The organism is Kribbella sp. NBC_00889 (assembly GCF_045207705.1).
Taxonomy (GTDB): Bacteria; Actinomycetota; Actinomycetes; order Propionibacteriales; family Kribbellaceae; genus Kribbella.
In genome coordinates, this window is record NZ_CP108783.1 from 1,890,635 (window position 1) to 1,904,486 (window position 13,852).

At 67.2% G+C, this 13,852-nt stretch carries 11 protein-coding genes; 5 read left to right on the plus strand and 6 right to left on the minus strand.

What is annotated here, in order from left to right; translation table 11 throughout:
• The first annotated feature begins 131 nt into the window (after window positions 1-131).
• The 5 genes from OG817_RS09285 (at window position 132) to OG817_RS09305 (ending at window position 4,461) form a co-directional block, all read left to right on the plus strand.
• On the plus strand, window positions 132-1,487 hold the full coding sequence (locus OG817_RS09285) for a PLP-dependent aminotransferase family protein (RefSeq protein WP_406053284.1): 1,356 nt from the start codon (window positions 132-134) through the stop codon (window positions 1,485-1,487).
• Between the two features lie 74 nt (window positions 1,488-1,561).
• Window positions 1,562-2,473 carry a pyridoxal 5'-phosphate synthase lyase subunit PdxS gene (gene pdxS / locus OG817_RS09290; protein ID WP_360444050.1) on the plus strand — a complete coding sequence of 304 codons (912 nt, stop codon included), beginning with the start codon at window positions 1,562-1,564 and terminating at the stop codon, window positions 2,471-2,473.
• A gap of 17 nt (window positions 2,474-2,490) precedes the next feature.
• Window positions 2,491-3,036, plus strand: coding sequence for a DUF6891 domain-containing protein (locus OG817_RS09295; RefSeq protein ID WP_406053285.1), 546 nt, complete (start codon window positions 2,491-2,493; stop codon window positions 3,034-3,036).
• Window positions 3,033-3,659: a pyridoxal 5'-phosphate synthase glutaminase subunit PdxT gene (gene pdxT / locus OG817_RS09300; RefSeq protein WP_396393151.1), complete on the plus strand. Its 627-nt coding sequence runs from the start codon at window positions 3,033-3,035 to the stop codon at window positions 3,657-3,659. Before OG817_RS09295 ends, pdxT begins: the two co-directional genes overlap by 4 nt.
• A 40-nt stretch (window positions 3,660-3,699) precedes the next feature.
• The gene (locus OG817_RS09305; protein WP_131353487.1) at window positions 3,700-4,461 is read left to right on the plus strand and encodes a YebC/PmpR family DNA-binding transcriptional regulator; all 762 of its coding nucleotides are present in this window, start codon (window positions 3,700-3,702) and stop codon (window positions 4,459-4,461) included.
• A 45-nt stretch (window positions 4,462-4,506) separates the two neighbouring features.
• Here the strand turns inward: OG817_RS09305 and OG817_RS09310 are convergent, their stop codons facing one another.
• From OG817_RS09310 to OG817_RS09335, 6 genes are read right to left on the minus strand one after another with little or no spacing between them, the layout of a single operon-like run.
• Entirely contained in the window at window positions 4,507-7,164 is a 2,658-nt protein-coding gene (locus OG817_RS09310; protein WP_406053286.1) for a Tat pathway signal sequence domain protein, read from the minus strand.
• A gap of 5 nt (window positions 7,165-7,169) precedes the next feature.
• Entirely contained in the window at window positions 7,170-9,773 is a 2,604-nt protein-coding gene (locus OG817_RS09315) for a Tat pathway signal sequence domain protein (protein WP_406053287.1), read from the minus strand.
• Window positions 9,770-10,657: a carbohydrate ABC transporter permease gene (locus OG817_RS09320; RefSeq protein WP_406053288.1), complete on the minus strand. Its 888-nt coding sequence runs from the start codon at window positions 10,655-10,657 to the stop codon at window positions 9,770-9,772. Before OG817_RS09320 ends, OG817_RS09315 begins: the two co-directional genes overlap by 4 nt.
• 9 nt (window positions 10,658-10,666) lie before the next feature.
• Window positions 10,667-11,662 carry an ABC transporter permease gene (locus OG817_RS09325; protein WP_406053289.1) on the minus strand — a complete coding sequence of 332 codons (996 nt, stop codon included), beginning with the start codon at window positions 11,660-11,662 and terminating at the stop codon, window positions 10,667-10,669.
• A gap of 3 nt (window positions 11,663-11,665) precedes the next feature.
• Entirely contained in the window at window positions 11,666-13,216 is a 1,551-nt protein-coding gene (locus tag OG817_RS09330; RefSeq protein ID WP_406053290.1) for an extracellular solute-binding protein, read from the minus strand.
• Window positions 13,213-13,845 (minus strand): YesL family protein, encoded by a 633-nt coding sequence (locus OG817_RS09335; protein ID WP_406053291.1) that lies wholly within the window; start codon window positions 13,843-13,845, stop codon window positions 13,213-13,215. Before OG817_RS09335 ends, OG817_RS09330 begins: the two co-directional genes overlap by 4 nt.
• Between the last annotated feature and the right edge of the window lie 7 nt (window positions 13,846-13,852).

Here is a 13,852-nt window from a genome sequence, read left to right on the forward strand (position 1 = left end):
CGGCGCCCGTCCACCGCGGCCGCTGGCGGGTTATGTGACCGCTGCCGGGTAACAAGGCGTCAGCGGCACAACAACCCGCCAGCCAGCAGCCGGAGCGACCGCCGTCAGGCCACTGGTGTCAGACTGGACTTATGTGGCGGGAGACGGATCTCGACCCGGTGGACGGGACGAAGACCGAGCAGGTCGAGGCGCTGGTCCTGCGCCGGATCGAGCGCGGCGACCTGTCCATCGGCTCGCGCCTCCCCTCGGAACGCGTGCTGGCCGATCGACTCGGTGTGAGCCGGGTGACCGTGGTACGGGCGTTGGACCAACTGCGCACGGACGGCGTACTGGAGACCAAGCGAGGCTCCGGCACCCACGTCCGACCACTGGACCGCCTGCTGGACCCGATCGCGCCGGCCTCGACCGTCACGGCGGGCGACGAACCCGTCCTCGACCTCCGGTTCGCAACCACAGCGGCGCCGCACGACGTGGCGGAAGTAGCAGCCCAGGTCGTCGAGGACGCACTACCGCACGCCATGGGCGGAGACGGACCGCCGCCGGGCGGGTCGCTGGAACTGCGCCAAGCTCTAGCAGAGCGGCTCACGATCGAGGGCGTCCCGACCGAGCCGGACCAGCTCACGCTGACCGTGGGCGCAGCAGCCGGACTGAACGCCGCACTGGCCGGACTGGACCTCGGACCGGGCGTGGCGATCACCGAGACACCGACGTACCCCGCTGCCTTCGACCTGCTGCGCAAGCATCGCCTCGACGTGGCCGGCTGGCCGGCAGGGGTCTGGGACACCGACCAACTCGCCCACCTCTGCCGAAGGCACCGCCCCAAGGTCATCTACCTCCAGGCCGACAACCACAACCCAACCGGCCTCAGCATCCCGGCAGATCGCCGTACGACGATCATCGAGATCGCTCGCAGGTACGGCGCCGCACTGATCAGCGACGAGACCATGCGACCGCTCTGGCTGGCCAGTGGGGAACAAGCCGAGCCACTGAGTCGCTACCCGCGCACTGTGAGTGTCGGCTCGCTCTCGAAGACGGTGTGGGGCGGACTCCGCGTCGGCTGGGTCCGGACCGGCAAGCAGCTCCGCAGGCGCATCAACACAGCCGCACAGCTCAGTGTGGCGTCGCCCAGCGCTCTCGACGACCTCCTGGCCCAGGCGATCATCCAGAAGCTCGACAAGGTGATCGGCCGCCGCCGTACTCGGCTGAGGGCCAACCTGATGGCGCTGGAGGCCGGTCTCAAGACGCTCGACGGTGTGGCCTGGCCCACGCCGACCGGAGGTATGACGCTCTGGCTCGAGCTGACCGAAGTCCGCGCACGACGGGTGCTGGATGCGGCCAGGGAGCACGGACTGCTACTGGGGGCCGGAGACCTCTTCACGCCAGAGGGCACGGACCGGCGTCACATCCGGATTCCGTTCACCGCGCCGCCCGCGACCCTCCGGCTGGTGGTGGCCCGTCTGGGTGCGGCGCTGGCTCAGTCCACTTGATTCGAGGTGGACTGAGGATCGGTGCCTGCTGCCCCCTAATCTGGAGGCAGGAGCCCGACGAGCAGGAGGACGCAGTGACCGAGAACCAGACCCCCCAGACCGGCCCCGAGACTGGCACCGCGAAGGTCAAGCGCGGGATGGCCGAGATGCTCAAGGGCGGCGTGATCATGGACGTCGTCACCGCCGAGCAGGCCAAGATCGCCGAGGACGCCGGTGCGGTCGCGGTGATGGCGCTGGAGCGGGTCCCGGCCGACATCCGCGCGCAGGGCGGCGTCTCCCGGATGAGCGACCCGGACATGATCGACAGCATCATCAACGCTGTCTCGATCCCGGTGATGGCCAAGGCCCGGATCGGTCACTTCGTCGAGGCGCAGGTGCTGCAGAGTCTCGGTGTGGACTACATCGACGAGTCCGAGGTGCTCACCCCGGCCGACTACGCCAACCACATCGACAAGTGGCAGTTCACCGTGCCGTTCGTCTGCGGTGCGACCAACCTGGGCGAGGCGCTGCGCCGGATCACCGAGGGTGCGGCGATGATCCGCTCCAAGGGCGAGGCCGGCACCGGTGACGTGTCCAACGCGACCACCCACATGCGTCAGATCCGGCAGGAGCTCCGCAAGCTGCAGGGCCTCCCCGAGGATGAGCTGTACGTCGCCGCCAAGGAGCTGCAGGCGCCGTACGAGCTGGTCAAGGAGGTCGCGCAGGCCGGCAAGCTCCCGGTGGTGCTGTTCACCGCCGGCGGCATCGCCACCCCGGCCGACGCCGCGATGATGATGCAGCTCGGCGCCGAGGGCGTGTTCGTCGGCTCCGGCATCTTCAAGTCTGGCAACCCGGCCCAGCGCGCCGAGGCGATCGTCAAGGCCACCACCTTCTACGACGACCCCGACGTGATCGCCAAGGTCTCCCGCGGCCTGGGCGAGGCCATGGTCGGCATCAACGTCGACGAGATCCCGCAGCCGCACCGGCTCGCCGAGCGCGGCTGGTGACCAACAGCCTGCAGTCTGTGGACGAGCGGACCGCGCGGGAGCTGCGCGGTCTCGCCCGCGTCCTGGTGCGGTCCGGGTACGCCGACCACGCGGCGATCACGGCTGCGTTGACAGAGGCGGTCCAGGAGGACGCGCCGTCGATGGACGCGGCCGCTCTGGTGCCGCTGCTGATCGGCGAGGCCGTGATGGATCTGAACGCCGAGTCGGCCGAGTGGCCGTCGGCGACGGATCCTGACCGGCTGGACGCCGTACTCTCCGAGCTCGAGAAGCTGGGACTCGTGGTGGTCCGGTACACGTCGGACCACCACGCCGCCCGGCAGGCGCTCGAGGCCGCCGCGGATCCCAACGGGCTGGTGTTCTTCACCGACACCGACGTCTGGCATGCGGTCGACTTCGGCATGCTCGAGCTGAAGCTCTGGCACCCCGACACCGCGAACGTCGCCCCTGGCGAGCCGCTCCTGGAGGACGTCCTCGCGCTGCTGCACGAGTACGACTTCCCCGCCACGTTCGACGAGGGCCGCATCGAGGTCACGCTCGACTGGAAGCGAAGGGTGACGCTATGACCGTGATCGGTGTGTTCGCGTTGCAGGGGAATGTGCGTGAGCACGTGGCGATGCTGACCCAGGTCGGCGTCGAGGCGCGGCCGGTACGGCGCCCGTCCGAGCTGGAGCAGGTGGACGGGCTGGTTCTGCCGGGCGGCGAGTCGACCACGATGGACAAGCTCGCCCGCGCGTTCGAGCTGTTCGAGCCGCTGCAGAAGCGGATCGCCGACGGGATGCCGGTGTTCGGCACCTGCGCCGGGATGATCATGCTGGCGAACGAGATCACCGGCGGGATCGAGGGTCAGGAGACCCTCGGCGGACTCGACGTGACAGTACGCCGGAACGCGTTCGGGCGGCAGGTGGACTCGTTCGAGGCGGACCTGACCTTCGCCGCGTTCGACACGCCGTACCACGCCGTGTTCATCCGGGCACCGTGGGTGGAGCGGGTCGGACGGGACGTCGAGGTACTCTCGACGGTGAGCTCGGGCCCGGACGCTGGGTGGGCTGGGCTGGGGCCGGAGGCAGAACGCAGTAGGATCGTCGCCGTTCGCCACGATCGGCTGCTGGCCACGTCGTTCCATCCGGAGATGACCGGGGACGCCAGGCTGCACGGCTACTTCGCCGAGCTGGTCCGCGGCCTCTGAGTCGGTAGCAGGTAGTAGCGGTAGAAGGGTTGGGTTCGCCATGTCAGGCCACTCCAAGTGGGCCACCACGAAGCACAAGAAGGCCGTCATCGACGCGAGGCGCGGCAAGCTCTTCGCGAAGCTGATCAAGAACATCGAGGTGGCCGCCCGGATGGGCGGCGGCGACCCTGGCGGGAACCCGACCCTGTACGACGCCATCCAGAAGGCGAAGAAGTCCTCGGTCCCGAACGACAACATCGACCGCGCGGTCAAGCGTGGTTCCGGTGCCGAGGCCGGCGGTGCGGAGTACCAGACGATCATGTACGAGGGCTACGGCCCGAACGGCGTCGCGATGCTGGTCGAGTGCCTGACCGACAACCGCAACCGCGCGGCCGCGGATGTCCGTACGGCGATGACGCGGAACGGCGGCTCGCTCGCCGACCCGAACTCGGTCGCCTACATGTTCAACCGCAAGGGCGTCATCGTCGTGGCCAAGGACCAGGACGGGAAGTCGCTGTCCGAGGACGACGTGATGGAGGCCGTGCTCGAGGCCGGTGCCGAGGAGGTGAACGACCTCGGCGAGTCCTGGGAGGTCGTCACCGAGGCCACCGACCTGGTCCAGGCCCGGACCGCGCTGCAGGGCGCGGGCATCGACTACGACTCGGCCGACGTCCAGTTCGTCCCGTCGATGACGGTCGAGCTGGACGCCGACGGGGCCGGCAAGATCTTCCGCCTGATCGACGCGCTCGAGGACAGCGACGACGTCCAGAACGTCTACGCGAACTTCGACGTCTCCGACGAAATCATGGCCGAGGTCGGCTGACCCACGGCTGACTGAGGGCGCGGGAGGTCCCGCGCCCTCCAGCCTTTACGGGTTGACGATCTGGTCGCCGACCAGCGCGAGTGTCTGGATGGCGGCCAGGCCGTAGAGGGCTGTGGTGTTGGTCGAGACCCACTTGGCGGCCTGCGTCGGGTTGAGCGTCGACTTCACCTCTTCGGAGGCCCACGGGAGGTTCGGGCCGTAGCCGTCACCGGTGTAGAACTCCTTCCACGCCCGCGTGGCCAGGTCGTCCCGATCCAGGCGTACGGCGGCGTACGCGGTGAGGCGGGAGTGGCCCTGGCGGAGGATCAGGTTGCCGAAGTACGCACCGCACTCCGCCGTCTGCTCGTCCCGGGTGGCGTTGAAGAGGCGGCAGTACTGCAGCCAGGCCGCCTCGAACGGCGGCAGGTCCACAAGGTCGAGGATCTCGGCGCAGATCTCCACTTGGCCGAACATCGCGCTGAGGTGCGAGACACTGACCGTCTTCTCGGTGACCGGCGCGAACCGTCCGGTGTCCAGGTCGTACAGGCCGCCACCGGTGACGAAGCCGTTCGGCATCGCACCGATCGTCTCCATCGTGCCGAGAAGCTTGCTGTGGGCAACGTCCGCCTTCGGTCCCTGCCGCTCCCACTCGGTGAGCCACGCGGCAGCCAGACCGCTCCAGTCCGTGCCGAGACCGATCGCGAGAGCATGCGGGTCGGGCTCGTACGGCTCGGTCCTGATCTTCCGGAGCGGATCCAGCACCAGGAACGTCTGGTCGGAGTCGACCAGCTCGGACAGCAGATCACCGGTGCGCTCGTCGGCCGTAAGGTAGTAGTAGAACCGCCGGTAGATCGCCGTACTGATGCGCTGCTGCTTCGCGCTGTCCGCCCAGTGCTGTACGCCGTGCCGCGTACCCAGACCGGCCCACTGCCCGAGGTGGTACACGTCGACCTCGCCGGTATGGCGGGTCATCGCTTCCGCGAACCGGAAGATGTCGGCCCGTCCGGAGCGCAGGAACGAGTACCAGAGCCACAGATCCGGTGACAGTTCCGAGTTGTCCCACGCGTATCCGCCGACGTCGTACCGCCAGACCAGCCGGTCCTCGTCGAACGTGTGCATGATGTCGCCGTAGTCCCAGAACCCGTACCAGTGCCGGGACTCGACCTGGCCGCGGTAGAAGTCGAACAGGAAGTCCAGGTGGTCCTCGATGGCCTTCTTCGCCGGCACCGACCGGTCGACCGGCGAGACGAGCCCGCCGAAGACGCGCGTACCGATGAGCTGGTCCACCGGATTGATCAGTTGCGGGGGAGTCCGCACCTGATCGGCCAGGTCGCCGAGCCGGGCAGCCGAAGGAGTCGCCGCGAGCGCCCAGAAGGTGAGCTCGGAGGTCCGCGCGACCCCGTACGGCGTACCGAAGTTGGGCTCGTAGTCCTCGTAGGTGATCTCGAGGGCGTCCAACTGCTCCGGGTACGTGTCCTCGCCCATGCCGTCGTGGTAGAACCGCGTGTCCATCGCGCCGGCGTCCGGCGACCACAGCCACACCGTGATCTCGGCCTCCTCGGTGAACGCACCCCGGATGTCCAGTTGCGTGGGGTGGCGCTGCCAGAAATCCCTGAGGCCGAAGGCGAACCCGCCGCTCACGCCGCCGACGTACCCGAGTCCCGACGCGCGCCCACCTTGGTCGACCGAGACCCAGCCGTACCCCTGCTTGGTCCGCTTCTTCACCGTGAAGCCGTCGGCGTTCAGCTGGCTCAGCGTGTAGTCACCCCACTCGGGGATCCACTTCAGCCGCGTCGTCACCCGCTGGTCCCAGGTGGCCGGATCGGGCAGCTTGGTCCCGGCGATCTGCGCCGCGCGGACGGTCGCACCCGGGTCACGCCGCAACCCGGTGATCCCCTTCACCGCCTCCGAGACCATGCCATGACCCTCACCGACGAATCGCACGTGCCGGTCGTACGCCGCATCGCGCATCGGCACCCGGAAACGCACCCCGAGGCCCGCGATGTAGTCCTTCTGCCCGTCGCGGTCGTACACGAACGTGTGCACCATCCGGACGTTCTCGGCGCCGGCCACGAAGTAGAGCCGGACCGAGAACGGCAGCCAGGTCATGCCCTTCTTCGACTTGTGCCGGCCCTCGATCCGGACCACAGCGCGGACCGGGCCGGACTGCTCGACCGTGACGCGCGTGATGTCGCTCTCGTAGCGTTCCCGGACGCTGCCGCCTTCCTCGTCGTCGGTGATCTTGTCCTGCTTCAGGTTGACGAGCTGACCCTTGCGCGCGATCAGCACGTCGTCACGCCAGATGTGACTGATCAGCTCCGAGCCGCTCTTGCGGATCCGGGTCTTGATCACCCCGGTGTCGACATCGACGTACGTCGTCTCGTTCTTGACCGTGACCGGTCGCTGCGGTGCGGCCGCCGTACCTGGGCCGAGGGTGTACGACTCGGCCGGTGCGTCGACTGCGATGGCGTGCGCGCTCCACTTCAGCGAGCCGTCAGGCCAGTAGGCAGTCGGCCAGCTTTGCAGGGGTACGGCGCTGCCGTCGGCGGCCTTGAGTGCGAAGGACTGGTCTGCAGGTACGGCGCCCTTCGGCCACGGCGTACCCCAGGTCGTGACGGCAGCCGTGGTCGGCTTGCCTTCCAGCCAGCTGAGCTTCACTTCTGGTACGTCGGCCACCGCCGTGGAGCGGGTGTCGAGCAGGGAGGCCGCGGGGACTGCGGCCATGCCTGCTAGGACTGTACGTCGGGAGACCTCCATGCCTTTCCACCTCTGTCGTTTCGGTGTTCAGGGATGTTTCGGTGTTCGGGGATCAGGGACAGGTTCTGGATCGCTGCGAGTGCGTACTGCGAGGCGCTGTTGGTGCTGACGAAGGCGGCCTCGTCGACGGGCATCAACGCACCGTCGACTTGAGTCGTCTTCCAGTCCTTCTCGCGTTGCAGCGCGCTGCGGTGGAGCGTGTCGCCGTCGCCGACGAAGAACTTGCGCCAGGCCAGCCGGGCCAGCTCCGCGTCGCCAGTGCGGGCGGCGGCGTACGCGGCGAGTCGGCTGTGTGCCTGGACTAGTGCGATGCTCCGCAGTGGGTGGCCGACCTCCGCGGTCTGCTGCTCCGGTGTCGCCAGGTAGAGCCGGCAGTAGTCCAGCCACGCCTTCTCGAACCCGGGTACGTCGAGGTCCAGGTCGATGAGCTCCGAACAGATCTCGGGAAGCCCGAAGAGCGAGGACAGGTGCGAGACCGCGACACCGCGCCGGCTGGTGTCGAAGCGCCCGGTGGACAGATCCAGCCGCCCGTTGCCGGTGAGGAAGCCATAGTGCATTGCTGCGATATCGGCCATCGTTCCGACCAGCCGTGCACGGGCCTTCTCATCGCCATGCCGTTCCCATCGCGTGAGCCAAGCCGCAGCGAGTGCACCCCAGTCCACACCCAGTTCGACCGAGAGCGCATGCGGGTCGGGGGAGTAGACGTCGGGCCGCACCTTGCGCTGGGGATCGACGACGAGGAGGGTCTCCTCGACCGCGGCCAGCTCGTCCATCAGGTCACCGGTCCGCTCGTCCGCGGTCAGGTAGTAGTAGAAGCGCCGGTAGAGCGCACTGGAGATGCGGACCTGCTTGCAGCTGCAGCCCCAGTGCTGCACGTTGTGCCGTGAGCCGAGGCCCTTCCACCGGCCGAGGTGGTAGACATCGACCTCACCGGTGTGCCGGGTCATCGCCTCGGCGAACCGGAATACGTCCGCCCGGCCGGTCCGCAGGTACTGGTACCAGAGCCAGAGATCCGGCGACAGCTCCGAGTTGTCCCACGCATAGCCGCCGACGTCGTACCGCCAGGTGTGCCGATCCCAGTCGTAGGTGTGCATGACGTCGCCGTAGTCCCAGAACCCGTACCAGCGCCGTTGCTCCCGCTGACCGACGTAGTACTGGAACAGGAAGTTCAGCCGCGCCTCGATGTCCTGGTCGTCGGCGGTGGGCAGACTCCAGCTGCCGAAGACACCTGCCTCCAGGAACCGTGCCGGCGCCGCCGCGAGCAGACCGGGGGAGTTGAGCAGCGCAACGTGCTCGGCGAGGTCGTCGGCCGACGGAGTGGTGTCATGCACTCGCAGCGTCAGCTCGTGCGTCCTGGCGACGCCGTGCGCGTTGCCGAAGCCTGGTTCGTAGTCCTCGTAGGTGATCTCGAGGCCTTCGAGCTGCTCGGCGTAGCTGTCCTGGTCCATGCCGTCGTGCCAGTAGCGCACGTCCATCGCGGGCGCGCTGGGCGACCACATCCAGACGGTCGCGGTGGCCAGGTCCGTGGCGGCGTTGCGGATGTCGAGGCGGGTCGGGTGCAGCTTCCAGAAATCGCGCAGGCCGAATCCGAGTCCGCCGCTGACACCACCGACGTACCCGTAACCGGGGGACCTGGTGCCGGCCGGGATCGTGACCCAGGCGTGCTCCGATCCGGTGCGCTTGCGCAGGGTGAAGCCGTCGGCGCTGCTCTGGTCGAGCGTGTAGTCGTTCCACTGCGGGATCAGGTGCAGTCGGTCCGACACCTCGGGGTTCGGGATGTCCTCGATCGCGTGCCCGGCGACCTGTGCGCGACGTACCTCTTCACCTGGATCGCGGCGTAGACCGGTGAGGCCGCGGACTGCCTCGGTGAGGAAGCCGGACGGGCCGGCCAGGCGGATGTGCCGGTTGTGCGGCTCGTCGCGCATCACGACGTCCGCACTGAGACCCAGCCCGGCCAGGAAGTCCCGGTCCGGTTCGCCGTCCCAGATGAAGCTGTGCACGATGCGTACGTCGGTCGCACCGGCGTAGAAGTAGAGGCGGACCGAGAACGGCAGCCAGTCGCCATGCTTGCCGTCCAGCTTGACCACGGCTCGCACCGGACCGTCCTGTTCGACGGTAATGCGGTCGACGGTCGCGGTGGTCTGCTCCCGGGCGCGGCCCAGGTCCTCGTCCGGCGCGTCCTGTCGCAGACTGACCAGCCGTACGTCGCGCACGACCTCCTGGTCGTTGTCGACAATCGACGCGATCAGCAGCGGCTTGGTGAGCGTCCAGGTGACCTCGCCGGTCGTCACCCGTACGCCGTCCGCAGTCTGATCGACCTGGACCGGCGTACCTGGGGCTGTCGGCTCTTGACCGGGCACGAGCTCGTACGACGATTCCGGGTGCTCGGATGGCCCGATCGCGTGGGCCGACCACTTGACCGAGCCGTCGGGCCAGGTCGCGGTGGTCCAGCTCTGCACCGGCGTACCGTCGGCCAGGGCAAAATGTGTGCCCTCGGCAACGGTGCCGCGCGGCCACGGGACACCCCAGGAAACTCCTTGCCGGCAAGGAGTCTCCAGCCATTGCAGTGTTGTCATTCTTTCACCGATCCGATCAGGACGCCTTTGGCGAAGTGCTTCTGCAGGAACGGGTAGAAGAACAGGATCGGCAGCGTCGCGACCACCACGACCGCGAACTTCAGGCCCTGTTCCGGGAACGTGACGGTCTCCAGTTGCTGCAGCACGTTCGCCGAGTCCGCGTTCGCCGCGGTCAACTGGCGGACGATCATCTGCAGCGTCCATTTCCTGCTGTCGTCGATGTAGAGCAAGGGCGACATGTAGTCGTTCCAGATGCCGACCGCGTAGAACAGCGAGAAGGTCGCGATGATCGGCTTCGACAGCGGCAGCACGATCCGCAGGAACACGTTCAGCTCGTTGCACCCGTCGATCCGGGCTGCTTCCTCCAGCGCCTCGGGCAACTCCTGGAAGAAGCTCTTCACCACGATCAGGTAGAACGGGTTGATCGCCAGCGGCAGGATCAGCGCCCAGTAGCTGTCCAGCAGGCCGAGATCACGCACCACCAGGTACGTCGGGATCATGCCGCCGCTGAACACCAGCGTGAAAATCACCAGGTTGAGCACCAGTGCGCGGCCGGGCAGGAATCGCTTGGCCAGCGGATAGGCCATGGTCAACGTGAGCGCCAGTTGGATCACCGTGCCGACCGCGGTCACGGCGATCGTGGTCAGCAAGGCGCGGACGAAGGTGTCAGTGGAGAAGATGTAGTGGTACGTGTCGGTGACGAACCGGTGCGGCCACAGGAAGAACGGCCGCGAGCTGATCTCGGACTCGGTCGCGAACGACCCCGCGAGGACGTACAGCAGCGGCAGAACCGTGACGATTGCCAGACCGGTCAGCAATACGACATTCAGTACGTCGAACGCCCGGCTGCCGGCCGAGTCGTAGTACCGGACCCGTTGTTTCATGTCGTCTCCTCAGAACAGCCCACGCTGGCCCAGCCGCTTGGCCAGCAGGTTGGAGCCGAAGATCAGGACAACCCCGACCACACCCTTGAAGAGGCCGACGGCGGTCGCGTAGCTGAACGAACCCTGGGTGATCCCGATGTAGTACACGAACGTGTCGAAGACGTCGGCGACATCGCGGTTCAGCGACGTGGTCATCAGCCAGATCTGCTCGAACCCCGAATCCATCAGGTGACCGGACGTCAGGATCGCCATCACCACGATCGTCGGCCGGATCGCCGGCAGCGTGATGTGCCAGAACTGCCGCCAGCGCCCGGCACCATCCACCCTTGCCGCCTCGTACAGCTGTGAGTCGACTCCGGCCAGCGCGGCCAGGTAGATGATCGTGCCCCAGCCGGTCTGCTTCCACAGCAGTTGCAGCACGATCAGCGGCCGGAACCAGTCGGCCTGCGCGACGTAGTCGGTCTTCTCACCGCCGATGAGGCCGTGGATCCAGTTCGCGATCACGCCGAAGTCCACGGAGAACAGCAGGTAGGTCAGCGAGGCGACGATCGTCCAGGACAGGAAGTGCGGAATGTAGATCAGCGACTGCACAGATCGCTTCATCACGCGCACCCGCAGCTCGTTCAGCATCAGCGCGACAACGATCGGCGCCGGGAAGACGAAGACTATTGTCAACAATGCGAGCAGCAGAGTGTTGAACATCAACCGGCCGAAGTCCGGTCCGGTGAACAACTCCTGGAAGTGCTTGAGGCCGACCCACTCACTGCCGGAGTACCCGAGGAACGGCACGTAGTCCTTGAACGCGATGGTCAGGCCGTACATCGGCAGGTACTTGAAGACGACGAAGTACACCAGACCGGGCAGCAGCAACAGGTAGAGCCAGCGGTAGCGCAGCAGGTCCCGCCACAGCGGTACCGGCCGGGGGCGCCGCGTGCGGCGCGGCGCCCCCGGGGTGGCCTCCGCCGACGGCGGCACCACCTGGCTCGGGACCAGATCGGTGGCCATCTGTCAGCCGCCGGCCTTGGCGGCCAGGTCGTTGACCTCCTGGGCGATCTGCGTGCCGCCGCTGTCGTACCAGCGCTTGATCTGCGCCTTCAGCTGGTCCTCGGTGATCGCACCGGACAGGTACTTGATCCGGGCGTCCGGGACGATCGTGTCCAGCGTCTGGCCCTTGGACACAGAGGTCGGCGCGATCACGCTCAGGGCCGGGTTGAACACCGCGGTCTTCAGGTCCTCGTTCATCAGGATGTCGAAGCGCTCCCGCATCTCCCGGCTGGCCGCGTCGCTCGGCCGCGGCTGGTAGGCGCTGACACCGACGGCGGCTCGGGTCCCGAGCTGGATGAAGGCCTTGTCGACGTCGTTCTGGATCGCCTTGACCTTCGGGTCGTCCTGATTGATCGGTACGGCGTACTTCCCGTCGGCCTTGAAGTTGCGGCCCTCGATGCCGTTGGCCAGCAGGATCGAGCCCTCCCTGGACTCGAGCTTGTCCAGCGTCTGCAGCACCTGGTCGAGCTGCTCCTCGGTCCGGATGTGCTGCTTGGAGATCGCCATCACCATGTTGTAGCCGGTGAACGGATAGGAGAACTTCTGTCCGTCGGAGCGCTTCAGGTTGCCGATCAGCGTGACCTTGTCGAAGTCCTTCGGGTTCTTCTCCTTGAACAGGTCGAGCAGCTGGGTGGCCCGGACGTTGACGTCGATGATCATGCCGCCCTTGCCCTGCACGAACGGGTCGTTCCAGTTCGCACTGTCCAGGGTGGCGAAGTCCTTGTTGACCAGGCCTTCGGTGACCCACTTGCGCAGCCAGCGGTTGGCGGCCAGGAACTCCGGGGTGTCGAAGCCCGGCACGAGTTTGCCGTCGCGCTCACCCCAGCCGTTCGGGGCGCCGAACCACGTCTCGACCACGTCGTACGGGCTGGCGCTGGCGTAGTTGCCGGGCCACTTCGGGATGATCAGGCCATAGGTGTCCTTCTTGCCGTTGCCGTCCGGGTCCCGCTCGGTGAACGCCTTCGCGATCGCGTAGAGCTCGTCGACGGTCTCCGGGTCCTTCAGGCCCAGCTTGGCCATCCAGTCCTTGCGGATCACGATGCCCGAACGCAGCAGCGGCCGGATCCGGTAGATGCCGTACGTCTTGCCGTTGGTCATCGAGTTCTTGGCGGTCTGCTCGTCGACCGGCTTGAGGTTCGGGTACTTGTCCAGCTTGCCGGTCAGGTCCCAGAACGCGCCCGCGTCGGCCGCCTTGACGAACGACGGGCTCTTCTCGTTCGCCACCATCACGTCCGGGATCTTGTCCGAGGCCAGCGTGACGTTGGACTTGTCGCCGTACTCGGCGTTCGGCACCCAGGTGATCTTGAGCTTCTTGCCGATCTGCTTCTCGACCGCCTGCTGCAGCTCGCCGCTGGGATCGGGTGCGGTGCCGAACAGCGGCGCCATCACCGTCAGCTCGTCACTGGCCTGGCTTCCTTTGTCGTCGCCACCGCCGGAACAGGCCGAGGCGAGCAGGGCCGTTGTCAGTGCTGTTGTCAGGGCCGCGGCGAGACGCCGTCGGGAGAAGATGGTCATGAGTTCCCTTTCAGGTGCAGGCGCGCCTCGTTCTCGGCGAAGAAGCGCAGGCAGAGCCAGGTGTTGAGCTGGATCCAGCCGCCGCCGGCCAGCACGATCCCGAGAACGGGGAACCGGCCGGAGACGTAGGCGATGGACACCGCGACGAACAGCAGGAGCAGGGACGAGGCCGGCCGCGCGAGCGCGACCAACGATGCCTTGGGCAACAACTCGCGGACCTTGAGGTCGTAGTGCACGGCCATCGGGAGCAGGTAGGCGGCGATCACACCGAGCGCGACCAGGGCTACGAGGCTGGCCAGCCGGGGGAGTGACGCCTTGGTCCCGAGCGACGCGAAGTACAGGTAGTTGCCGATCAGCAGCACCGCGGCCGCGACCAGCGGGAGTACGACGAGGCAGCCGCGGCGGAACTCGCGGCGGAACGCCGTACGGAAGGCAGGCAATGCGTGAAACGATTCACCGGAAGACCTGCGTCTGGCCAGTGAATATGCTGCGAGCGTCGCCGGGCCAATACCCAGCGCGACACCGCCGACCAAGGTGAAGCCGATCCACAGCGCGTTCAACTTGATCGCCCAGACGACCTCGTCAGCGGCCTCGTACAGCCGGATCGACCAGCCGGTCACGCTCATCATGGACCGC